This is a genomic window from Pricia mediterranea, from assembly GCF_032248455.1.
GTDB lineage: Bacteria > Bacteroidota > Bacteroidia > Flavobacteriales > Flavobacteriaceae > Pricia > Pricia mediterranea.
Window position 1 is genome coordinate 1,325,293 of the sequence record NZ_JAVTTP010000001.1, and the last position, 23,819, is coordinate 1,349,111.

Annotated in this window: 21 protein-coding genes and 2 tRNA genes; 6 read left to right on the forward strand and 17 right to left on the reverse strand. The window is 47.1% G+C overall.

Going from position 1 to position 23,819, the window contains the following annotated elements:
- Window positions 1-38: 38 nt before the first annotated feature.
- Window positions 39-338, reverse strand: a complete 300-nt coding sequence (locus tag RQM65_RS05660) for an isoamylase early set domain-containing protein (RefSeq protein ID WP_314013302.1) — start codon at window positions 336-338, stop codon at window positions 39-41.
- 174 nt (window positions 339-512) lie between these two features.
- Entirely contained in the window at window positions 513-1,601 is a 1,089-nt protein-coding gene (locus RQM65_RS05665) for an aminotransferase class V-fold PLP-dependent enzyme (RefSeq protein ID WP_314013304.1), read from the reverse strand.
- 85 nt (window positions 1,602-1,686) lie between these two features.
- On the opposite strand from RQM65_RS05665, the gene RQM65_RS05670 reads away from it, so the two are divergent.
- Window positions 1,687-2,076 carry a 2TM domain-containing protein gene (locus RQM65_RS05670; protein ID WP_314013306.1) on the forward strand — a complete coding sequence of 130 codons (390 nt, stop codon included), beginning with the start codon at window positions 1,687-1,689 and terminating at the stop codon, window positions 2,074-2,076.
- Window positions 2,073-2,570 (forward strand): dihydrofolate reductase, encoded by a 498-nt coding sequence (locus RQM65_RS05675; RefSeq protein ID WP_314013307.1) that lies wholly within the window; start codon window positions 2,073-2,075, stop codon window positions 2,568-2,570. The genes RQM65_RS05670 and RQM65_RS05675 overlap by 4 nt, the downstream gene beginning before the upstream one ends.
- Window positions 2,571-2,745: 175 nt before the next feature.
- On the opposite strand, the gene murI is transcribed toward RQM65_RS05675, so the two are convergent.
- A complete protein-coding gene (gene murI / locus RQM65_RS05680; RefSeq protein ID WP_314016793.1) occupies window positions 2,746-3,534 on the reverse strand; it encodes a glutamate racemase in 789 nt (262 codons plus the stop codon).
- Between the two features lie 31 nt (window positions 3,535-3,565).
- Window positions 3,566-5,233 (reverse strand): alkaline phosphatase PafA, encoded by a 1,668-nt coding sequence (pafA, locus tag RQM65_RS05685; protein WP_314013308.1) that lies wholly within the window; start codon window positions 5,231-5,233, stop codon window positions 3,566-3,568.
- Between the two features lie 138 nt (window positions 5,234-5,371).
- Here pafA and RQM65_RS05690 point away from each other — a divergent pair, with 138 nt between their 5' ends.
- Both RQM65_RS05690 and RQM65_RS05695 read left to right on the forward strand, forming a co-directional pair.
- The gene (locus RQM65_RS05690) at window positions 5,372-6,109 is read left to right on the forward strand and encodes an MlaE family ABC transporter permease (RefSeq protein ID WP_314013311.1); all 738 of its coding nucleotides are present in this window, start codon (window positions 5,372-5,374) and stop codon (window positions 6,107-6,109) included.
- Entirely contained in the window at window positions 6,109-6,876 is a 768-nt protein-coding gene (locus RQM65_RS05695; RefSeq protein ID WP_314013312.1) for an ABC transporter ATP-binding protein, read from the forward strand. Before RQM65_RS05690 ends, RQM65_RS05695 begins: the two co-directional genes overlap by 1 nt.
- 31 nt (window positions 6,877-6,907) lie before the next feature.
- Here RQM65_RS05695 and RQM65_RS05700 read toward each other — a convergent pair whose 3' ends face one another.
- The 9 genes from RQM65_RS05700 to porV all read right to left on the reverse strand — a co-directional run bounded on the left by RQM65_RS05700 (window position 6,908) and on the right by porV (window position 17,153).
- Window positions 6,908-8,368 carry a DUF389 domain-containing protein gene (locus tag RQM65_RS05700; RefSeq protein ID WP_314013314.1) on the reverse strand — a complete coding sequence of 487 codons (1,461 nt, stop codon included), beginning with the start codon at window positions 8,366-8,368 and terminating at the stop codon, window positions 6,908-6,910.
- A gap of 15 nt (window positions 8,369-8,383) precedes the next feature.
- Entirely contained in the window at window positions 8,384-9,472 is a 1,089-nt protein-coding gene (locus tag RQM65_RS05705) for a mannose-1-phosphate guanylyltransferase (protein ID WP_314013316.1), read from the reverse strand.
- Between the two features lie 4 nt (window positions 9,473-9,476).
- Window positions 9,477-10,079 carry a SprT-like domain-containing protein gene (locus tag RQM65_RS05710; protein WP_314013317.1) on the reverse strand — a complete coding sequence of 201 codons (603 nt, stop codon included), beginning with the start codon at window positions 10,077-10,079 and terminating at the stop codon, window positions 9,477-9,479.
- A 220-nt stretch (window positions 10,080-10,299) separates the two neighbouring features.
- On the reverse strand, window positions 10,300-10,980 hold the full coding sequence (locus tag RQM65_RS05715) for an SDR family NAD(P)-dependent oxidoreductase (protein WP_314013318.1): 681 nt from the start codon (window positions 10,978-10,980) through the stop codon (window positions 10,300-10,302).
- 80 nt (window positions 10,981-11,060) lie between these two features.
- Window positions 11,061-12,116, reverse strand: a complete 1,056-nt coding sequence (locus RQM65_RS05720; RefSeq protein ID WP_314013320.1) for a M28 family metallopeptidase — start codon at window positions 12,114-12,116, stop codon at window positions 11,061-11,063.
- A gap of 164 nt (window positions 12,117-12,280) precedes the next feature.
- Entirely contained in the window at window positions 12,281-14,014 is a 1,734-nt protein-coding gene (locus RQM65_RS05725; protein ID WP_314013322.1) for a pyruvate dehydrogenase complex dihydrolipoamide acetyltransferase, read from the reverse strand.
- Between the two features lie 4 nt (window positions 14,015-14,018).
- Window positions 14,019-15,017 carry a pyruvate dehydrogenase (acetyl-transferring) E1 component subunit alpha gene (gene pdhA, locus RQM65_RS05730; RefSeq protein ID WP_314013323.1) on the reverse strand — a complete coding sequence of 333 codons (999 nt, stop codon included), beginning with the start codon at window positions 15,015-15,017 and terminating at the stop codon, window positions 14,019-14,021.
- Window positions 15,018-15,301: 284 nt separating this feature from the next.
- Entirely contained in the window at window positions 15,302-15,787 is a 486-nt protein-coding gene (gene cdd / locus RQM65_RS05735; protein ID WP_314013325.1) for a cytidine deaminase, read from the reverse strand.
- Window positions 15,788-15,989: 202 nt separating this feature from the next.
- Window positions 15,990-17,153: a type IX secretion system outer membrane channel protein PorV gene (porV, locus tag RQM65_RS05740; RefSeq protein WP_314013327.1), complete on the reverse strand. Its 1,164-nt coding sequence runs from the start codon at window positions 17,151-17,153 to the stop codon at window positions 15,990-15,992.
- Between the two features lie 1,075 nt (window positions 17,154-18,228).
- On the opposite strand from porV, the gene gldJ reads away from it, so the two are divergent.
- Both gldJ and RQM65_RS05750 read left to right on the forward strand, forming a co-directional pair.
- Window positions 18,229-19,893, forward strand: coding sequence for a gliding motility lipoprotein GldJ (gene gldJ / locus RQM65_RS05745; RefSeq protein WP_314013329.1), 1,665 nt, complete (start codon window positions 18,229-18,231; stop codon window positions 19,891-19,893).
- Window positions 19,894-19,962: 69 nt separating this feature from the next.
- Window positions 19,963-21,240, forward strand: a complete 1,278-nt coding sequence (locus RQM65_RS05750) for a UDP-N-acetylmuramoyl-tripeptide--D-alanyl-D-alanine ligase (RefSeq protein ID WP_314013331.1) — start codon at window positions 19,963-19,965, stop codon at window positions 21,238-21,240.
- A 59-nt stretch (window positions 21,241-21,299) separates the two neighbouring features.
- Here the strand turns inward: RQM65_RS05750 and RQM65_RS05755 are convergent.
- From RQM65_RS05755 to RQM65_RS05770, 4 genes are all read right to left on the reverse strand, one after another.
- Window positions 21,300-21,374: transfer RNA gene (locus RQM65_RS05755), tRNA-Val, on the reverse strand.
- Window positions 21,375-21,411: 37 nt separating this feature from the next.
- Window positions 21,412-21,486 (reverse strand) — tRNA-Val (locus tag RQM65_RS05760).
- A gap of 96 nt (window positions 21,487-21,582) precedes the next feature.
- Window positions 21,583-22,794 carry a bifunctional folylpolyglutamate synthase/dihydrofolate synthase gene (locus RQM65_RS05765; RefSeq protein WP_314013332.1) on the reverse strand — a complete coding sequence of 404 codons (1,212 nt, stop codon included), beginning with the start codon at window positions 22,792-22,794 and terminating at the stop codon, window positions 21,583-21,585.
- On the reverse strand, window positions 22,791-23,786 hold the full coding sequence (locus RQM65_RS05770; RefSeq protein ID WP_314013333.1) for an energy transducer TonB: 996 nt from the start codon (window positions 23,784-23,786) through the stop codon (window positions 22,791-22,793). Before RQM65_RS05770 ends, RQM65_RS05765 begins: the two co-directional genes overlap by 4 nt.
- Window positions 23,787-23,819 lie beyond the last annotated feature (33 nt).

A 23,819-nucleotide genomic window follows, 5' to 3' on the forward strand; every position in this document is an offset into this window, starting at 1 on the left:
TCAGAACGCTCCGGCTTTCATCTTTTTATCATGGTCGATTAGACCTCCAATACCGCGTTTTCGGCACCGGCATAATCGTTCCACTGGTAACGATCGGCCTCTGGCTCATTGACATAATCACCATCGATGATGTACTTAAACTCGTAAGAGTTCTCCTTTGGAAGTGCAAGGGTACCCTTGAAACTTCCGTTTTTCAATTTTTTCAAGGCACTGGCCTCGGTAGCTTTCCAATTGTTGAAGTCGCCTACGACGGCTACTTTTTTAGCGTCTTCGGCTGGTACGGTAAAAGTAACCTTACAAACCGGTTTAGTTTTGAGATACTGTTTTGAAATTGCCATTTTTAAATTATATTTGAATTATTAGTTAGTGACACATTCTATTTTGGCGCAAAAGTAATATATTAAAGTGCTCATTGCCAACCATTAAGATATTTTTATCAATTTCGTATTTTATTTTGCTGCAATTGGTTTTCTCTCAGGAAACTAGCAAACAAATTTAGTTTTAACGAAAATCTATCCCCCTGTCTTTAAGATTTTTACAATCGTATCGATATCTTTTTCCGTATTGTACAAATGAAAACTGAGTCGAATTCCCCCTCCGCGCTTTGAGCAGATCACTCCATTATCGCTCAACCTTTGATATAGCTTATCTTTTCCCGCAACATTAAAAATAGTGCTGTGCGATTTGCGGGCAATCGTAGTCCCGTCCAACAATCCTAGTCCTCCAAACTCCTTTTTTGCCTTTTTCGATAGCCGTTCTAGATGGACTTCTATTTTCGACTTTCCCAAAGCCTGGAGGTATTCCAAAGCAAATTTTAGGCTTCCGAAGTTCAGCGTATCCAAATGCCCCGGTTCCAAATGTCTGGCAAAGGGGATATCGTCCGGCCTGTTCAAGTTACCACCAGCGGAATTAAATCCCGCGGTCTTCAACGAAAACCTTTTCTTTACCTCATCCTGAAATAGAAAAAATCCGTTCCCAAAGCCGCCAAGCAACCATTTGTAGCTACTGGCACCAAGTACATCTATGCCGGAATCTCCGAAATTAAAATCCGTCGTACCGCAGAATTGGGTGCCATCGGCGATGATGATCAGATCGGGGTACTCTTTCTTCAAGGATTTAAGGAAATCCATATCTATTTTGATTCCGTCGATCCACTGCACCAAACTCAAGACAAGAACGGAGACTCTATCCATTTTGACCTTTTCTAGGATGTTGTCTTCCAAGTTGGCATCCAAAGCGGCGTATGAAATTTCGAAATCGCGGTTTTCGAAGGGCCAATTTACGGAAGGATAATCGTTGCGAACCAACAGTATTTTAGAGTCGGGAGCCAAACCTTCGATAAGCATATTCAGGCCCAACGAGAAATTCGGAACCAAGGCGGTATTTTCCGTTTTGGCACCAAAGTAATCCGCGACCGTTTTCCGTACCTTGGGGATGTCGTCTTGCATCGCCTTGATTTTCATTAGGCTACCACCGTTCGAATAATCGCGATCGTGCTGTTGGCGCCATCTTCGCAAGCTATCGCTGAGCAATCCGGCAGCGGCCGTATCCGCGTAAATATAATTTTTGAAGACCGAGAACTGTTTCTTGGTATTTTCCATAGTATCGATGACGTGTTCGTTAATTGCCCTATCTTTGTATAAAGCGGGTAATAAAGATTTTGCGATCGTTTAAAGGCATTACAGCATGTTCACGAAAAATAAGAAAAAAAACGAACTCGATCTCGAACAGCATGAGCTGCTCGAGAACGCCCAAATACGGATTAGGCAAAAGAAGCGGCTCTACGTTCATTTTGTAGTCTTTTTGATCGGCAGTGTGTTTATGCTCTTTATCAATAAAATCTTGAATTATTGGGAAATCTATGATTGGTCTGTCTGGGCTATTATCGGGTGGGCTTTTCTTATCGTGATTCATACCATTAATGTATTCGTAATCCAGAAATTCTTGGGACAGCCCTGGGAACGCAGGCAACGTGAGAAACTGGTCAGGAAACAAAAGCAGCGTATCGCGGAACTTCAAAAAGAAATCGAGACCGATTTTCCACTGTCGAAAGTAAATAAGAAAATCGAGCCATGAACGAAATTTGTATGATAGCCGCCGCAGGGGAAAACAATGCGCTGGCCAAAGACGGGGATCTGCCTTGGCATCTGCCCGACGATTTTAAGCGTTTTAAAAAATTGACCTCGGGCCACAAAATTATTATGGGCCGTAAGACTTTTGAGACCTTCGACCGGCCCCTCCCCAACAGAGAACACATTATCGTAACCCGCGATACCACTTATACCGTCACTTGTAAAGACTGTACCGTAGTACATTCGATGGAAGAAGCGATGGATTTTGTAAAATCGGACGCGTTATCATTTATCATCGGAGGTGGCGAAATCTACAGACAGGGCGAACGCTTCGCCGATACCATCGAGCTGACCCGGGTACATCACATTTTTGAAGGCGCGGATACCTTCTTTCCAGAAATCGATGAAACGGTGTGGGCGTTGACGGCAGAGGAATTCCATCCTAAAGATGACAGGCACAACTTTTCTTTTTCCTATTTAAGGTACAGAAGGAGATAGAGCGTTTCAATGCTTACCTCTAAGTCCCAAAGATGACATAAGACCGTACGACCTAGAACGCAAGACTGCTGATTTTTTCATAAAATTGGCCGCTTTTTCAAGAACTCTAAGTCCTTTCCTAAGCCTTACGATCCTACCTCGGAATTAGCCTTAGAAACGCGAAGAGCATAAAATTTCAAAAATCCAATTGCCGGACACCATACGACACCGCGACATCCTTTAGCACATCGTTCAACACCTTGGCATCGACGTTGGTAAAGAATTGATACTGTGCGAGCCTTTCCGAGGGATTCAACCAACCTTTGCCCTCCAGAACCGCTTTTGTCTGTCGCGCCACAGCCTCCCCCGAGTCAATGATGGTGACGTGCTCGGGAAGCAGCTCCTCTAAAACCGGGATCAAATAGGGATAGTGGGTACAGCCCAACACCAAAAAGTCAATATGTTCATCTAACATGGGCTTCAGATAGATTCGTAGCAAACTTCGGACTTCTTTCGAATCAATTTTTCCCTGTTCGATAAGCGGTACCAGTCCCACTCCCTCACGTTCGATAACTTTGATACCTTTGGCGTGAATTTCGGAAGTACTGTGAAAAAGCCTGCTCGACAAGGTGCCCCTTGTCGCTAGGATACCGATGGATTTCGACTGGGACTGCAACGCTGCCGGTTTGATGGCAGGCTCTATCCCTATCATGGGTACGTGATACCGTTCTCGCAAATAGGCAATAGCATTTGTGGTGGCCGTATTGCAGGCTACCACGATAAGTTTACATCCCTTATCCAGTAAGAACTGGGTATTCTTAAGGCTTAACTGAATGATCTGCTCGGAAGATTTTTCTCCGTAGGGAGCATTCTTGCTATCCGCCAGATAGATGGTATCCTCATGGGGAAGCACTTTTTGTATTGCCTTCCAAATTGAGGTACCGCCAATGCCGGAATCAAAAATGCCTATAGGCTTGTTGTGCATGCTATCACTACCACCCATTCCCACTGGAACCTTACTTGTGATCTAATACCTCAAATATGGGACTTCCCGTCGTTCCGCTGGGAAAAGCAATGCCCAACAGAGATGCCATTGTGGCCGCGATATCCGGAATTTCCGTCCGCACCACAGTACTGCCCTTTCGTATTCCCTTTCCATAGAACAACAGCGGCGTATGGGTGTCGTAAATATAGGGCGAACCATGGGTAGAACCGGTTTTTGAGTAAGATGCATGATCCGGACTCACAACGACCATCACATCCCCGGAACGTTTTTGATTGTAACCGTTCTGTATGATATGCGGTATGCCCTCGGTGTATTCATTCTTCCACATTTGGTCCGCGGTATATACCCTCTCGATGCCATCGTAATGCAGTATCTCGGCGGCGATGGCCTCTTGCGCCTCGACAGGGGACATATTGGAATTCTTAACAATTTCCGGGTCCAGAAAGTATTGATAGTTCGAAAAGCTTTTGACGACGTCCGTGGTTCCGAAAGTATCTTTCAAAAATTGCTCGAATTTACCTTTCGAAGCCTCCCAGTCTAAGTAACCTGCTTTGATTTTTTGATCCATCAAATAAGCGGGAACCTCGATAGCCGCGTGATCGGCACTCAAGAACACGGTGTACTCGCCTTTGCCCACCTTTTTATCCAAGGCGTCGAAAAGTCGGGCCAGATCTTCGTCCAATCGCATGTACACGTCCTGTACCTCTTTGGAGTTTACGCCAAATCTATGCCCCACGTAGTCGGTACTGGAGAAACTGACGGCCAAAAAATCGGTATCATCGTCCGTTCCCAAATCTTCTTTTTCCAAGGCCTCAATAGCGAAGTCGGCCGTCAAACTGTTTCCGTACGGGGTCGCCTTGATCATCTCGTACTGCCCATTGTCGTCCCAGAGTTTGGGAAGATCATGTGGAAATTCCGAACTTTCCTCTCCCTTAAAAAGACCCTCGTATTTATTTTTATCGGTACCGCTTTCCAGATATGAATCTACCGGTTTTAAAGTCGTCCAAGGTTTCTTATATTTTTCTGCCGCATCCGAGGTATTGAAATCCTCGACCCATTGGGGCAGCTCGGACATGTAAAAAGAACTGGTGATGAACTTGCCTTCATCCCTGCCTTGAAACCAGTAGGCAGCATTTGCGGTGTATCCGCCAGGAAGTACAGCGCCCCTATCCTTCATGGCTACGGCAATGGTCTTGCCCCGCATCTGGGTCGATAGGCGCAATTGATCGGTAATGGTCGTGGTCTCCAATCGGTGCGGTGACATCTGTCCGGCATCCGAATCGGTTCCTACCGAGCTATAGCTATCGTCACCGGCGCAATACACGTCGGTATCAGCGGCTTTGTCGTACCAGTTGTTGCCAAGAATGCCGTGGGTTGCCGGGGTAGTGCCCGTATAAACCGAGGCATGCCCGGGCCCTGTACTGGTGGGGGCATAGTTAAAATGATGATTTTTACAGTTGAACCCGTCGTCTACCAGGCGCTTGAAACCGCCTTCACCGAAACGCTTGTAAAAGCGGGGGATGTAGTCGTAGCGCATTTGGTCGACAATAATGCCCACGACCAATTTGGGCGATGTTTTCAGATGCGCGTCATCTTCGTTGGATTGTGCCGTACCCATAGCGGGCGCAAAAGCGACAAATAGCATTGTCGATAGCAGGGTAACCAGGTTTTTGGTCATGGTGGATATGTTTTTGATGGTGTTAACCAGTTTGGATTTCGTAAGAAACAAATGTAACCAAATTCTTCCTTAAAAGTTAAGGTGCAATCCGCCAAATCGTTTGCTTATTGCTATTTTTACGCCAAGAAACCAATCTACATGAGCTATCTATCATCGATCGGCAGCTATGCCATTATGGTTAAGGAGGTCTTCAAAAAGCCGGTCAAATGGCGGATCATGAAGAATCTCATTTTTAAGGAGATCGATGAACTTATTTTCGGTTCACTGGGCATCATCATCTTTATTTCGTTCTTTATCGGGGCGGTTGTGACCATACAAACGGCCTTGAACCTGACCAACCCGATTATCCCTAAAAATCTAATCGGCTTTACGACCCGTCAATCCTTGATCCTTGAATTCTCACCGACCTTTGTCTCCATCATCATGGCGGGAAAAGTGGGATCGTATATCACTTCGAGTATTGGCACGATGCGGGTTACCGAACAAATCGACGCTCTCGAAGTCATGGGTGTCAATGCACTGAACTATCTGGTGTTTCCAAAAATTATCGCCATGTTCTTCTACCCTTTCGCGATCGCCATCTCGATGTACGTAGGTATTCTGGGTGGTTGGATTGCCGGGGTCTTCGGCGGTTTTCTGACCAGTGCTGAATTTACGGAGGGCCTTCAGATCGATTTCATTCCCTTTCAGGTGTTCTACGCCTTTGTAAAGACTTTGGTCTTTGCCTGGGTGCTGGCCACCGTGCCCGCTTACCACGGCTTCTACATGAAGGGCGGGGCCTTGGAAGTGGGAAAGGCCAGTACGACGGCCTTTGTATGGACGAGCGTGGTCATCATCGTCATGAACTATATACTCACTCAACTCTTACTGGGCTAATGATCGAAGTAAACGACATACACAAATCTTTTGGTGAGACACAGGTATTGAAAGGTATCAGTACGAGTTTCAGCAAAGGGAAGACCAATCTGGTCATCGGCCAGAGCGGTTCGGGAAAAACGGTTTTCCTGAAATGCCTACTCGGACTTTTTAGTCCTGAAAAAGGCAGTATTTCTTATGATGGTAGGGACTATTCAAAGCTTTCGGGGGATGAGCGCCGCGACCTTCGTCAAGAAATGGGGATGGTCTTTCAGGGAAGCGCGCTTTTTGATTCTATGACCGTGGAAGGTAATGTGATGTTTCCGTTGGAAATGTTCACCAAACAATCCAAGTCTGAAAAGCAGGATAGGGTAGATTTCGTATTGAAGCGGGTCAATCTTACCGAAGCTTACGATCGGTATCCCTCGCAAATTTCAGGGGGGATGCAAAAGCGGGTTGCCATTGCGCGGGCCATAGTTATGAATCCCCAATATCTTTTTTGTGACGAGCCCAATTCGGGACTCGATCCAAAGACGGCCACTCTAATCGATAACCTCATCCAAGAAATCACCGAGGAATATGATATTACGACCGTTATCAATACGCACGATATGAATTCGGTCATGGAAATCGGGGAGAAGATTATTTTTCTAAAGGATGGGATAAAAGAATGGGAAGGCACCAAACACGAAATCTTTAAGACCGACAACGAGGCGGTCACGGGATTCGTCTATTCGTCTGAACTTTTCGAAAAAGTAAGACAGATGTATGTCGAGGAGCGGAATTAGAGGTTAGACCATAGACGATGGACGTCGGATACTATTGCCTGAGTTGGACGGTACTATCTTTCAATCGGATCTTTAACCACTGCAACAGTCTCTTGTTTTCTTCGGATATTCGCCCAGCTCCCAGGCCTGGGGCCCATTTCACCTGAAACACGGATAGCGTATCTACATTGTTAAAGTCCGTTCGCAGCGCGTTCCCGTATTCCAATGCAATTAAATTCTCGTAGTTTGCCTTGGCTTCCGCACTGATGTCGCCAAAGGGAATCTGCCGGGCCGCCGATTTTTTAAGCCGTGTCAACTCCGCCTCCAAAAAAGCGATTTTGTCATCCTTGCCCATCAGCTGGCTTTTTTGTGATTCATAGAGTTCGTTCACGTACCTAAGCTGATCTACCTGTTCGTTCTTGCCGCCCTGAATGATATGCAACTCGGTATTTCTGAGTTTGGGAAACTCTTCGTTCTTTTGTCTTTCCCAAGTGGCGATAACATTCTCGGGGATTGTTTCGTCGCCCATGAAAACCAGCTCTATATACGGATCGATGCCGTTATTATAGTTGATGTCGGTAAAATTATCCATAAATCGGCCCCCGTCCGAAAATTGATAAGGCACTATTTTTTGGCTGATAAATTGGTGCGCTTGATTACTGAACCCCGAGGCATTCAGGGCCTTGACAAAAGTATACCCAGCGGGCACCATGACCAACACGGCAATGACCGAGGCAACCCGTGCTATCAACCTTCGTTTTTTAGAGTTAGCATACCGAACCATGGGAAACCGCAGCAGTTTAATGATCAAAAAGGTCGCAAGGGCTATAAATATGGTATTGATAGTAAAGAGGTAAAGCGCACCGAGCGCATAATCCATATTACCGATGGCCAGTCCGAATCCGACCGTACACAGCGGGGGCATCAGGGCCGTAGCGATGGCGACTCCGAAGATCACACTGGCAATCGTACCTTTCTTGGCACGGGCGATGACCAGGGCCAGCCCCCCGAAGAAAGCGATAAGCACATCACGGATATCCGGAGCGGTTCGGGCCAATAGTTCGGAGGATTCATCACGGATAGGAAAAACCGCAAAGAAAAAATAGGCGGTCAAGACGCTCAAAACGACCATAATCGCAAAGTTTTTCAGGGAGCGTCGGAGCGTGTCGACATCATTGATGGCCAATGACATTCCCAAGCCCAGAATCGGACCCATAAGCGGGGAAATCAACATCGCCCCGATAACCACCGCGGTCGAGTTAGCATTCAGGCCGATAGAGGCAATGAATATCGAACAGATAAGGATCCAAGAGGTATGGCCCCTAAAGGGAATGTCGGCGACGATAGCTTCTTTGGTAGCTTCCTGATCGGTATTGGTGCGGATATCCAAGAGTTCGCGTAGAAAAACCTTGGTACTTCCCACCAAGCCCTTAAAATCCTTTTTTACCTCCTCTTTACTGCCGGATGCATCTTCGGTAGGAGTGATATTGTCCTGATTCAGATTTTTTTTCATTTATTAAAATGATTGCTACGTATACCGATCTCCAAATGTGTTTTTCACCTTGTACAATACTGATTTGATATCCTGCTCTTTCGATTTGGGATAGATCAGAAGCACATCGTCGTTATCGACAATGATGTAATCCCTTAGGCCATCGATAACGACAATCTTGTCTTTGGGAGAGCGGATCATATTGCCAGAGGCATCCGCAGACAGTACCTTTGCGTTCACAATGGCATGGTCACTTTCGTCTTTCTCCAACTTGTCGTACAACGATCCCCAAGTGCCTAGATCATTCCAATCAAAGGTCGCTGGGAGCACATAAATCGATTTCGAATGCTCTAATATGGCGTAATCAATGGATATATTTTCCGCTTTTGGGTAATTCTTCTCGATAAACGCGGATTCTTCCGAAGTATTGTAAAGGGGAATTCCGGATTCAAAAATTGCATACTGATCGGACTGGTACTTTTTAAAAGCCTCGATAATCGTGGTGACCCCCCACATAAAGATACCGGCGTTCCAAAGAAAATTGCCTTGGGACAAAAATTCCTTTGCAGTTTCATAGTCCGGCTTTTCTCGGAACTGACGGACTTTTTTAAGTCCTGAACGTTTTGGGCCTTCGTCTTTTACATATTCGATATATCCAAAGCCCGTATTGGGGAAAGAGGGTTTGATACCCAGCGTACAGAGTATTTCTTCGCTTTCACACTTATCGAAGCAAGTGGACACGTCTTTTGCAAAAGCGGTCTCGTCCTCGATCCAGTGGTCGCTCGGCGCAACGACCATGACGGCATCCGGATCCATCTTTTGGATCTTTAAGGCGGCGTAAAGAATGCAGGGCGCGGTATTACGCATGGCAGGCTCCAAAACGACCTGTTCCTGTCGCAGCATCGGTAATTGTTCAAGCACGATATCATTGTACCGAGCGTTGGTCAAAATAAAAATGTTCTCGGTCGGAACGAATTTGTTCAAGCGCTTGAACGTCTTTTGTATCAAGGTATCCCCCGTGCCCAACATATCATGAAACTGCTTGGGATACGTAGATGTACTTACTGGCCAGAATCGGGATCCGACCCCGCCTGCCATCAAAACGGCATAATAATTTTTCTTCATTTCGTCATTTTTCAATCACTTCTACCTCCGCATTCGGCTGAAACAGGTAAATCTTGCCGGATTCTACCTCAACGCATTCGTATCGTTTGACCCTTCTATTGCCTTTTTTGAAAATCTTGCCATTGTAAATGCGGAAAACGCTACCTGTTGGCACTTCGTAAATATAAGTAATATCGGCTTCCCCTGGATCGTAAGATTTTAAGGCAATGGAAAGTCTGGCATCGGTACTGCTGCTCGCCTTCGGATTTCTAAAGTGGTTGGCCAACAGCGGTAGCAACTGTGACGGGAATATTTCGGGTCTGATAAAGGGCAACATCATATATTGAAAGGTCTGTTTCCATTCCCGACCGTGAGGCTTGATGCGCCGACCGAATTTTTCGAAAGCCACCAAATGGGCAATTTCATGTACCAGAGTAATCAAGAACCGGTATTTGTTCAAGTTCGCGTTTACGGTAATCTGATGGGCACCATTGAGCATACGCCGATAGTCACCGTGGCGGGTCACCCGTTCATTGACAATCTTTAAATGGACATTGTTCTGCTTGATCAGTGCGGAGCAGGGCGCTACCGCTCTTTCGGGGAGGTATTTCTGTAAGGTGTTGATCATACCTACAAAAGTAGGAATTATAAAATTTGAATTTTCGGACCCCAAATGTCCAAGGTAAAGCAGTTTATGACTAGATGTTGGGATACACCTATCATTAAATTAAATCGCGAAAGACAATTGGTGAGACAGTCGATATAACAAAGGGAAAAACCGGACGCTTTACAAATAGAGTGCTCAGGTGCTAGGACAGGAGACGATTATCTCCGGTACAGCTCTAATGCTAGGGCGTACTGCTCGAAACCTGCAACAACTTTCCATTGTAAAACCGGTGCCCGGTCAAGGCGAATTCCATAATGTATTCGGCCATTTCTATAGCAGTGTTCGGCGCCTGATAGCCGGGGAAAGCCGCTTCTAACATTTCGGTCTGCACGGCACCTAGGGCCATTACATTGAACGAAGGCCCAGTTTCCTTAAACTCTTCCGCCCATAGCTCGGTCAGGGTAATTATTGCCGCCTTGCTTGAGCTATACGCCGATAACCCGGGGAATTTCATACTGCCCTGTACGCCTCCCATCGAACTAATACTTAGTACATGTCCGCCTTTGAGCATTTTGGGCAGTACTGCTTTGGTGAGGGCGGCCACCCCCAGAACATTTACCTTGTACACCTCCTCGAATGTATCCTCGGATGTTTCCAAAAAGGGTTTGTTCAGAAATTTGCCCGCGTTGTTGATGAGAATGTCGACGGACGTCCAGTTTTCACTTACAAAATTTTCCACCTTTCTTATATCCTCTGACCGTGAAATATCAAAAGGGAAGAAGGAAATGTTTTGATGTTCCAATTCAGCAATCGGACCTTCGTTCCGGGATAGTGCCAAAACCTGATGCCCATCATTCGCAAAACATTGGGCCAATTCGAAGCCGATACCCCTGCTTGTACCTGTAATAATAACGTTCACCATTACCTATTGTAGATTTACTTCTACGGTTCCTCCTAAAATCCCTGTGAAAAACGGATTGCCTGTATTGACACTGGATGCCGTTAATTGTACTTGATTTCCTTTGAAGGCGCATTGGCGATTCCCTCGATTACGGGAATGCTTTTGTTTACCACGTTCGCCATATGGCCAAAGTCCATCTCAGAAATTTCGTCCCCGACCTTATGATAGTGGTCGAAATTGGTAAAATCAAAGGTACTGAATGTCTGGGACGGCACCTTAAAGACTTCGTGAAAGGCATAATTATCCGACCTTTTAAATAAGTTGAACTCTTGGGCCTTAGGAAGATAACCGGCGTAGGTAATATCGGAATAGCTATTGGCCACTTCCGCAAGATTGGACATTTCATAACCGGTTAGATACATCAGGTAGTCCTTGTCCACCAACGGAACCCCGTCCATTTCGTAATTCAATACGGTATAGATATCTAGATTTTGGGCTTTCAGTTTTTGGGCCAAATGCTTCGATCCTACCAGTCCCTTTTCCTCGGCGCTGAAGAGCGCGAATATAATACTGCGTTTGTTAGACTTGGAATTGCCGAAATACCGGGCCAGTTCCAAGACCGTTGTAGTGCCGGATGCATTATCATTGGCACCATTAGCGATATTATCACCATTTTCCGGCTCGACAAGTCCCAAATGATCGTAATGTGCGCCGACGACAATGTATTCATCCTTAAGCTCGGGATCATTTCCTTCGACCACCCCGACCATATTATAAGCGGGTTTTTCATAAGTGGAAATGGTATCGCGATAGCCATCAAAGTAGGGACGGATTCCGTTTTTTAGAAACATCACTTCGATTAAATTGGCTGCCTTCTCAATACCTTCACTACCCGTATCGCGACCTTGAAGTTCGTCGGAAGCTAAATAGTTCATTAAAAACCCGATTCTGCCAATGTTGCTAAACTGTGTCTTTTTCGTGTTGACAATTTCATCGATGCCCTCGATATCACTCGGTTTTTTGTACAGTTTATCAGGCCGTTGACTAGAGCCTACTGGTTCTTTACTGTTCAAAATAACCGTTTCATCTATTTTAGAAGCACCACAGCTATAGGCTAAAGCCCCAAGTAAAACGAGCGTAACAAGTCTCTTTTTCATCTGTTTGTTTTTATTCTTAAATCAGGCCCGCCCGAAAGTGTTCAGGCCGGGGTCGTTCGGATTCTAAAATTAAGGATGATATCCTTACGGCATCAAAGTAACTATAAAAAAAGGCAACCCAAAATAATATAGGATGCCTTTTTCTTTTTTCCTTCCTTATGGCACTAAGCCAACATAGTTACCGGATTTTCTAGATAGGTCCTTAAAGTCAGCAAAAATTGTGATCCCGTGGCGCCATCGACTGTACGATGGTCACAGGCCAGAGTAAGTTTCATCGTGTTGCCCACTACGATCTCACCATCTTTGACGACAGGTTTTTCGACAATGGTGCCAACCGATAGGATAGCCGCATTCGGTTGATTGATAATCGAAGTAAACTCGACGATCCCGAACATTCCTAAATTGGAAACCGTAAAGGTACTTCCCTGCATTTCTTCCGGGGTCAGTTTTTTGTTCCGGGCGCGACCGGCAAGATTCTTAACGGCACTTCCGATCTGGGTCAAACTCATCTGCTCGGCAAATCGCAACACGGGCACTACCAAACCGTCATCAACAGCTACCGCGACCCCCACATGAACGTGGTGGTTGATTGTGGTCGTATCCCCGTTCCAGGTAGTGTTCACCTGAGGATGTTTTTTCAGCGCCATGGCACAGGCCTTGACCACCATATCGTTGTACGAAACCTTCGTGTCCGGCATCTCATTGATTTGCTTTCTGGAAGCCATCGCATTGTCCATATCAATCTCTACGGTCAGATAATAATGGGGTGCCGTAAACTTGGATTCCGAGAGCCGTTTGGCGATAACCTTCCGCATTTGGGAGTTTTTGACCTCTTCGGAACTTTCTTCGCCAACAGGCAGGTTCATCGGAGCCTTCACTTTGTCCGGAGCTGCCGCTTGGGCCGCGGCCTTTGCCGGTTCTTCCGATCTGGGCTTGGCCGACGGCTTGTAGTTTTCAATATCCTTTTTGACGATTCTTCCATTATCGCCAGATCCCGACACCTCGGCAAGGTCGATTCCCTTATCCTCGGCCATCCTTTTGGCTAAAGGGGATGCGAATATCCGTTGCCCGTCGCTGGTGGACTTTGAAGAAGCTTCTTCTGCTTTGTCGGAGGATGCATCCGCGTCGTGCTCCGGCTCCTTGGATGCTGTCTTTTCCTTTTTATCCTCCGAAGAACTATCCTCTTTTTTTCCTTGGGTTGGTTTGGCGTTCAGAACGGCATCGATGTCGGTGCCTTCCGGACCTATTACAGCTAAAACAGCGTCCACGGGAGAGGATTCCCCCTCCTGAATACCGATATGCAATAGAATGCCTGAGTAGAAGGACTCGAATTCCATCGTAGCCTTGTCCGTTTCGATCTCGGCCAGAATATCGCCTTCCTCGACCTCGTCCCCGACCTGTTTCAACCAGGTGGCAACCGTGCCTTCCTCCATGGTATCACTGAGACGGGGCATTTTGACCACTTCCACTCCTTCTGGAATTTCGGTGGTGCCGCCGTCGGAATCACCATCTTCGGAGCCGGTAGCTTCAGGTTTTTCTTCATCCGAAGCGGATGTATCTTGCTTATCCCCCTCCGCAGAGGCGTCATCCGAAGAAGCTGTCTCCTTATTTTCGTCGGATCCGGCGTCACTCCCGTTCAGCAATTCCGAAATATCCTCTCCCTCTTCCCCAATAATGGCCAAAAGGGAATCCACAGGTGCACCATCACCTTCATCGATACCGATGTGAAGTAGGGTACCCTCGTAAAAGGACTCGAATTCCATTGTGGCCTTGTCCGTTTCGATCTCTGCCAATATATCCCCTTCCTCGACCTTGTCACCTACTTGTTTAAGCCATTTGGCCACGGTACCCTCTTCCATGGTATCGCTCAACCGGGGCATGTTTATCACTTCTGCCATCTATCTATAATTTATGTTGTACAAAGGGAAAATCCTTTTGCTCGTAGACCATGTCATATAACTGTTGGACCGGGGGATAATCGGATTCGTCCGCGAATTTCTCGCACTCCGCAACCCGCTCCTTCACCTTTTTGTCTATAGCCTTGATTTCGTCTTCCGTGGCGTATTCGTTTTCTTTGATTATATCCAGTACCTGGGTAATCGGATCGATCTTTTGGTATTCCTTGACCTCATCCTTGGTACGATAATGCTGTGCGTCGGACATGGAATGACCGCGGTAGCGATACGTTTTCATTTCAAGGAATGTAGGTCCGCCACCACTTCGGGCACGCTCGATCGCCTTGTTCACTTCTTGCGCAACGGTTACGGCATCCATACCATCAACGGGTCCGCATGGCATTTCGTAGCCAAGACCCAACTTCCATATTTCGGTGGACCGTGAAGTTCTTGCTACGGAGGTGCCCATGGCATATCCGTTGTTCTCACAGATAAAGACTACCGGTAATTGCCAGAGCATGGCCAGGTTCAAGGCCTCGTGAAATGCCCCTTGGCGAACGGCACCATCGCCCATGTAGCACAAGGTGACGCTATCCCTGCCGAAATATTTATCGCCAAAAGCCATGCCCGCACCAAGGGGAATCTGCCCCCCTACGATACCGTGGCCCCCGTAAAAGCGATGTTCCTTTGAGAAGATATGCATCGACCCGCCCATGCCCTTCGAGGTACCTGTAACTTTACCGTAAAGCTCCGCCATGACCCTTTTGGGGTCTTCACCCATACCTATGGGTTGTACGTGGTTTCGGTAGGCCGTGATCATTCGGTCCTTTGTTAAGTCCATTGCATGGAGCGACCCCGCCAGAACGGCTTCCTGTCCATTATACAAGTGTAGAAACCCTCTTACTTTTTGTTGGATATAGACTTGCGCCAGTTTGTCTTCGAACTTGCGCCAAAAGAACATATCCTCGTACCACTTCAAGTAGGTTTCCTTGGTAATTTTTTCCATTGATATCGTTTAAAACAATTCTTAATCCTTGATTGCATTGAACAAGCCGTCGACATGAAGCAAGGAGAACAAAAATACATATTAAATCATTAGTTGAAAAAAAAACGAAAAAAGAATAGGATGACGGAGACGGAAGACGGAACAGATGACGGGTGACGGGGTGGCGGGTGACGGAAGACGGGTGACGAGGTGAGGGATGACGGGTGATGGGACGGAGTGACGGAGGGGCAAGGAGATTCTACAGTCGGTCCCGTAAGTCCCGATTCGCCGGCTCGATCTAGCTCTTACCGCAGAAAAGAACTATCAAAGCCCAAAGGCAAAATATCGGCTACCGCATTGCATTGGATCACTTTGCCCGTTTCGCCCATCAGATAGAGCGTGATAGGCTTTTTTTGTCTGTTCTCATACTCGAGTATGGCCTGGCGACAATTGCCACAGGGGGCGGCAGGGGTATCGACCACATGGTTTTTAGAGGTCGCCGTAATCGCGACCGAAGTAATGGGTACTCCCGGATATAAGGCCCCAGCCTGAAATACCGCCACTCGCTCTGCACAGAGTCCCGATGGGTACGAAGCGTTCTCCTGATTGTTTCCAATGACGATTTTCCCGTTTTCCAAAAGCACCGCTGCTCCGACCTGAAAATGGGAATAGGGCGCGTAAGCGTTCTTTCGTGCGGCAACGGCTTCGGACATCAAGACCCTCATTTCTTTCGGAAGTTCAGCCAACCCATTGAAAATAGTCAATTCAAAACTAAGCTTTTGTTTATGCATGGTTTTCGTTTCGTATCAACTCAATCTGAAACACTTGTAAAGGTCCTTTTTTTGTGGAATAGGTTGAGCTAAAAAGCCGCTCCGACTAATTTTGGGGACGGCCTCGCTTTGGGTGTTATTCGGTCTTTTTTTGTTGTTATTATCTTTTTTGCGACCTTTATTTTTCACTTTGCGGTCACCATTTGGTAGTATATGTGCCTCCCTAATCGTTGTAAAACTCTTCCCCAAGGTTAAAGGTCAACGAGAATCGCAGTGAATTTTCAATCGGGTTGGCAATTTCTGACGTGGAAAAGAGATAAGAAAGGTCGATTTGGGCGGACTTATACCTGAATCCTGCACCGAGCGTAAAGAACTTGCGGAAACCCTTTACATCGCTTTCGTTAAAATAGCCTGTTCTAAACATGAAGGCGTCCTGATATATATATTCGGCACCAAGGGCCCAGGTCATCTCCTGAAGCTCTTCGCTAAACCCGTCCGGAGCATCGCCAAAAGATTTAAATACCCCGCTTAAAAAACCGATGTCCTGATATTCGTCGTTATCGGCGGCGTCAAGTACGCCATCACCATTAAAATCTTGGGGAGTCGGCACCAACAGTTTGTTGAATTCCGCCGTCAGGCCCAAAACATTGTCCTGATCCAAAATAAAATCAAATCCGGCTCCGAACTTAAGGTTGGCAGGGATGAAATTGTCCTGTCCGTTTTCATCGTAGGCAATCTTGCCCCCGAGATTGGAGATATTGAATCCGGCCCTCCACCTGCCGTCAAAACTATTGTAGGCAATCTCTTGCGAGCGGTAAAAACCAGCGACGTCGACCGCAAAGGTGCTCCCTGGCGTCGAGTCGATTCCATTGGAATCCGGGAACTTCAGGTTCGACCGAATATAGCGCCCTGCAACGGCCATCGAGAAAGTCGGACTGAGCTTTAAGGAGTACGACCCGTCGAGTGCCAATTCATTGGGCTTGGCAATTGTGGGCTGATCGTCAAAGTTCTGTCGCAATTCAATTTCTCCCAGGGTAAAATAGCGCAAGCTGAACGCAAAGGCGCTTTGCTCGTTAATTTTGTTAAAATAATTGGCGTTCAAGAGCCCGATGTCGGAAACCACACTGCTCAAATAAGGGGTATATCCTAATGAAATTCCCATTTTGCGTTCGGCAAAGGCGAATTTGGCGGGGTTCCATTGCTGCGAATACGCGTCCATCGAAGTAGCGACGCCCACATCGCCCATACCCGCGGCACGGGCGTCAGCGGTAATATTAAGGAACGGCACGGCCGTAGTTATGGCACGGTCGCGCGCTTCGATCGGGTTGTCTTGGGCCGAAAGTTGGCCCGCCCCTAGAAGTAAAAGCAGTACTGATAATTTTTTCATTCTAAACAAGTGTATAGAACTCCGTCGAGTTCCGGTTGATCGATCAAAAATGGACAAATGCGTCCATTTAGTAAAAAATACTAGACGTACTACATGCAAAACGGGCTTTTTGACAATATCTTATAAATGAAGTACACTATTTTTAACGAAAAAGCGTTACAGCGATCTTTGAAGTCCTGCTGCCGTCTTTCAGTACGCCGATTCAATGCACATTCAATGCACATTCCGTGAGTAGGGCGCAAAATTAAACGGTTAACGGCAAAAAATCATCGCGTCTAGGCTTCGCAAGGCGAAAATTACTCTTCCACAATAATACGATAAAACTGTTTTGTGTCACCTTCTAAAAATTGAAAAATAGAAAAATCGTACCCTACACCATCCAATCGGTCACCGACGGTATGGGCAACGTTCCAAAAAATATAATTTGAATGCTGTTGGACGAATGTGTCCGTCTGACCCGTATACCTTAAAATTTTTCCAAAGAATATATGGCAAAAACCGGCATGAAGGCTACCTCTAAATGCCAAAAATTATCCTATCGCTGTTTCATGAACGCAATTTGCTCGAATACCAAGAGAACGAGCCTTCTATCGACAAAATCCGGACAACGTGCCCTCCGTGTCCACGAATACCTTTATTTTTGCAAAGATAGTCCGTGACCCCTCATCGTCGCGAAAGGGGAAAGATATGTTGTGATCTATACTATAATCGCAATTGTGCCGTTATTCCATTGAAGAACAGCCCTGCCATTTCGATTCCGCATGGGCATTCTTTGGAACTCATTTAGACTGTTTGTTTGGAACCGGGAATTTTGGCTTTAGCGGCCTTATAAAGACTTTTTTGAGCAGCATAGCCGAGCTACAGGGCGAGAAAAAGGCAAAATTACGGTGCGAAATGGAAAATTCGTAGGCAAAAGAAAAAGTTTATATGAGCTCTTGATCAAAATACTTTTCGGCAAATAAAATATTATGCTTGTTTTATCGTTTTATCAACCGAAGACGAGCCTTAATTTAAATCAAAATACGAATTCCGACAGTCCTAGTACGGTCGATCCATTTGAACTCAAGTCCCAATTATGAAAAAACAGTTTATCAAAGTTGTACTCTCTTGTGCAGTGGTTGCGGGAGGTTTTACGGTTACCAGCTGTAAAAACTCCGGTAGCAAGGATGTATCAAGAGCCACAGGGTGGAAAATCAACTCCAAGGATGGCGGTTTTCAGTACAACACCGACTTCAAGGAACAAGAGACGGCTCCCGGTCTTGTATTCGTAGAAGGCGGCACCTTTACTAAAGGCAAGGTGCAGGATGATGTGATGCACGACTGGAACAATACTCCGACCTCCCAGCACGTACAGTCTTTTTATATGGACGAGACCGAGGTTACCAACGTGATGTATCTCGAATATCTGGATTACCTGAAAAGCGTTTATCCACCGGAAAACCCCAAGTATGCCAATATCTATAAAGGGGCGTTACCCGATACGTTGGTTTGGAGAAACCGACTGGGCTTCAACGAGACGATGACGAACAATTATCTAAGGCACCCGGCCTATGCGGAATATCCGGTGGTGGGGGTCAACTGGGTTCAGGCCACACAGTTTGCCGAATGGCGTACCGACCGGGTCAACGAAATCATGCTGGAAAGGGAAGGTTATTTGGCCGAAGATGCTAAATATCAAGCGGCCACCGGCGAGGTTGCCGGTACGTTCAGCACCGAGGCCTACCTAAACCGACCGGAATCCGTTTACAATGGGCAGATCGATTCGCTTCAAGGCAAGAAAAAGCAAGACAGTATAAACACTTTCGCCAAAAGGAGCAGTGGTATCATTATGCCGGAGTACCGGCTGCCTACGGAGACGGAATGGGAATACGCCGCCCAGGCCAATCAAGGGAATCGGGAATACAACAACTACCGGGGTAGAAAAAAATATCCCTGGGACGGAGAATATACCCGAAATGGACAGCGTGTCGGCCGTGGCGACCAATTGGCCAATTTCAAACAGGGGAAAGGGGATTACGGTGGAATAGCCGGATGGTCCGATGACGGCGCCGACATTACCGCAGAGGTAATGTCATACAAGCCCAACGACCTCGGGCTCTACGACATGGCCGGTAACGTAGCGGAATGGGTAGCTGATGTCTATCGACCCATAGTTGATGACGAGATTAGCGATTTCAACTACTACCGTGGCAATATTTACATGAAAACGGCCATCGGCAATGATGGGAAGGTGAACGTACTTCGAGATTCCATCGTCTATGATACCCTTCCCAACGGCAAGATCGTAGCCGTCAACCTGCCCGGAGAAATCAAGATGGAGCCTGTAGGCGAAGAGGAGACCTTCTTGCGCACAAACTTCTCCTCTAGCGACAATAGGGGCTATAGGGATGGTGACCCGGCGTCGTCGCGGTTCTTCGATCAATTTGCCGACGAAGATGAGACCGCAGAGAGCGACAAAATGTACAACTCGCCCAAGAACAAGATTGAAGTCGATTCAGCGGGCAACCTCGTCCGTCAATACGACACCTCGAACAACCGCTCAACTTTGATCAACAATGAAGTGCGCGTCTATAAGGGGGGATCTTGGAGGGACAGGGCATTTTGGTTAGACCCGGCGCAACGACGGTATTTGCCACAGTATATGGCAACCGACTACATCGGTTTCCGATGTGCGATGTCGAGGGTAGGGTCGAAGTCGAAGACCAAAAATAAAACCCCGCGTGGGAAAAGGGCAAGATAATGCCGATAACAGAATTGAAAGTAAAGGCCGTCCCCCTATATTGTGGGACGGCTTTTTTATCTTAGTCCCATGACCATAGAGAAATTGCACCAATGCTTTTTAGCGCATCCCAAAGTTTGCACCGACACCCGAAAAATCGAAGGAGATTGCCTCTTTTTTGCCCTTAAGGGCGATAATTTCAACGGCAACAGGTATGCTGCGGAAGCCCTGCGGAAAGGAGCCTCGTTTGCGGTTGTCGATGAAGATGACTACGCGATCTCCGACCGGTATATTGTAGTCGACGATGTACTCGAGGCTCTGCAACAACTCGCCACCTTTCATAGGGATTACAGTACCGCAAGGGTCATTGCCCTGACCGGGAGCAACGGCAAGACCACCACCAAGGAGTTGATCCGTGCCGTGCTTTCGAGGAAATACCGCGTGATTGCTACGCTGGGTAATCTCAATAACCATATCGGCGTTCCGCTGACCCTACTTTCCATTGCGGAGGATACTGAAATCGCCATTATCGAGATGGGCGCCAATCATCGGAAGGAAATCGAAACCCTCTGTAAAGTAGCCCGGCCCGACTTTGGATATATTACGAATTTCGGAAAAGCGCATCTCGAGGGTTTTGGCGGCGTGAAAGGAGTTATCAAGGGGAAGAGCGAACTGTACGACTATCTGATGGCCAGCGGAAAGTCCATTTTCATGAATGCCGACGACCCGATCCAATTCAAGAAACTGAACGGATATATCAACAAGTTCGGTTTTAGCATGGACAAAAAGGATTTCTTTCGGATGTCTTTCCTCGGCGCGGATCCCTTTGTAAAAATCGAGGTGGAAGGACAAGCGGTGACTTCCCAGTTAATAGGAAGCTATAATTTCACGAACTGTGCCGCCGCTATCCTGATTGGAAAATTTTTCAACGTTCCTTGGGAGGATATCAAAAACGCCATTGCGAGCTACGTGCCCCAAAACAATCGCTCCCAGATCTTAAACAAAAACAGCCATCGTATCATTTTGGATGCCTACAACGCCAATCCGACCAGTATGGTAGCCGCCCTCGAGACCTTCAAGAAGATGGAGGGTACCCCAAAAATCGCTTTTCTGGGCGATATGTTCGAGCTCGGAGAAACGGCCGGCATTGAACATCAGGCCATCGTGGATTTTGCCGCCTCAATGCAGTTTCAGGATGTATTTTTGATCGGAGAAAATTTTGCGCGAACGGACAGTCATCTAAGAAGTTTCACGGCTTTCGAACAGCTTTCTGAATATCTGATGAAAAATCCCGTCCCCAAGAATAGCAACCTGCTTATCAAGGGCTCAAGGGGTATGGCGTTGGAACGAATATTGGAAATATTGTAGAAATAGAGAGGGAACGTACTGCCACTTAGTTTCGCCGGGACCGTTGGACCTAGGCTTTGTGGGATATACTGGATTCGAACCAGTGACCTCTGCCCTGTCAAGGCAGCGCTCTAAACCAACTGAGCTAATATCCCAATAAATAAAAAGCCATCCGCGGTGGATGACTTTACGTGGGCGCGAAGGGATTCGAACCCCTGACCCCTTGGGTGTAAACCAAGTGCTCTGAACCAACTGAGCTACGCGCCCGTGAAAGCTGTCTGGTAGACCGTTTTGAAATTAGCCGACCAAGCGGGTGCAAATATAGAACTCTTTTAATTGTTCCAAAAGAAAAATAGTAAAAAATCAGACCACCTCCGCCACGGTAAAAGTACTGCCACCAATAAAGATAAAATCGGTGGGACTAGCGCATTCTCGGGCAATGCGATAAGCACTCGCTACAGATGGATAATTTTTCCCCCGTAACCCGTAAGTTTTCCCGTGTTCCCGCAATTTCTCGACATCTAGGCCACGGGGAATATCGGGCCGACAGAAATAATATTCAGCATTTTTAGGGAACAGCGGCAATATGGCATCTAGATTTTTGTCCTTTACAAACCCCAGCACGATGTGTAGTTTGTCATAGTGCTGTTGGGCCAGCTGATTCAACACCGCCGTCAATCCCTCTGTATTGTGCGCGGTATCGCAGATTACTGTCGGTGCGGTACCTAAAACCTGCCACCTGCCCATGAGGCCGGTATTTTGCACCACGTTATTGAGACCAGCGACGATATGCTGTTCTGCAATCTTAAAATTTGGGAGTCTACGAAGGATCGCAACAACACCCTTTACATTCTTTGTTTGATAAGCACCCAGAAGCCCGGTTTCATAATTATTTTGTACATCGCGATCGGCATAGACCAATTCGGCATTCTTTGAAGCTGCCACCGCTTCGAACACCTCGGCGGTATCTTCTTGATACTCCCCAATGACGACCGGAACGTCGCTCTTAATGATCCCGGCTTTCTCAAAGGCTATCTTGGGGAGGGTATCGCCCAGTAGATCTACGTGGTCCCATCCGATATTGGTAATTAGAGCGACTTCAGGAACAATGATATTGGTGGAATCCAATCGGCCGCCCAGGCCCACCTCGACAATCGCGATGTCCACTTTTTGTTGGGCGAAATAATCGAACGCCATGCCTACACACATCTCGAAGAAGGAGAGTCCGTTTGCATTAAAAAAGGATAGGTTTTCTTGGATAAAATCCACCACGAACTCTTCATCAATAGGACTTCCGTTGATTTTGATGCGTTCCCTAAAATCCTTGAGATGGGGAGAAGTGTAGAGTCCCGTTTTATAACCTGCTTCCTGCAGCACGGATGCGAGCATGTGGCTGCTGGAGCCTTTTCCGTTGGTACCGCCGACATGAATGCTCTTGAACTTTTTTTCGGGATGGCCAAGATGTGCCGCTAGGGCGAGGGTTTTATCCAACTTGTCGTTGAAAGCCGACTTTCCCTTTTGCTGGTACATTGGAAGCTGCTCGAACATCCAATCCAAGGTCTGCCTATAGGTCACTCTCCCAATTTGAAATTGACCACCACAAAACCGACCTGTTGGCTCGGGGCATTTGAATCTTGGTTCCATCTGTGCTTAAAAGCAGTTTTTTTCGCTGGTTCCAACAGGCAAGGGCTGTTGTTGGTAGTGCCCTTAACGCCCGGCTGGGCGCTGACGACATTGCCGTTTCTATCGACCACGATCTTGACCACTACCCTGCCCTCTTCGTTACATTCTTGCCTGACAGCACCCTTACTGGCCAGGGAACGACCGTTGAGACCATAGCCGCCCGTACCGCTTCCGGAACCGGGGCTTCCATAATAACTGGTAGAATAGGGGTCACCATCGGGAGAACCTTTGTCGCCAGGTCTGCTGTCATCACCCTCGGAACCTGAGGCCGTGCCGTCCGATTTATTGAGTCCGCCCATGAGCTCATCCAACCTTTTCTTTTTGGCGTCGCGTTCTTGCTGGGCTTTTTCCTCTGCTTCCCGCTTTTGTAGGGCTATGCGGGCGGCTTCCTCCCTTTTTCTTTCCGCTTCGGCTTCTTTTCGAGCTGCTTCGGCCTCGGCCTTTTTCTGGGCAGCTCTTTTGGCTTCCTCGGCCTTGCGTTTTTCTTCCTCCGCCTTTTTTATTCTTACAGCCTCCTCGTTTTCCTGGGTAAGGACTTTTTCCGAGGGGACTTCCTTAGCCACGGTTTCCTCGGGCTCTTCTTCGGGTACCTCTTCGGCCTCCTCTTCAACGACCTCCTCTTCTATTATTTCCTCAACGACCTCCTCCTCTTGTTCGACCGGTTCAATGGGCGGGGTATCCATGGGTTCTGACTGAATCTTTTCTTTGGGCTGCACGTTTCCACTACCAAATTCGGTGGTGCCGAAATTGACGGTAATTCCGTTTTCGATGGGCGGGTCCATATAGGTAAGGCCGATATAGAACAATACCAGCAGCAACACGCTAAGGAGAAAAGTAGTCAGCGTGAAGGATTTCTTTTTGTGTTTCGTATCCAAATACGACATGGTATCCGTTTAGTTATGATCTATTATTCGCTT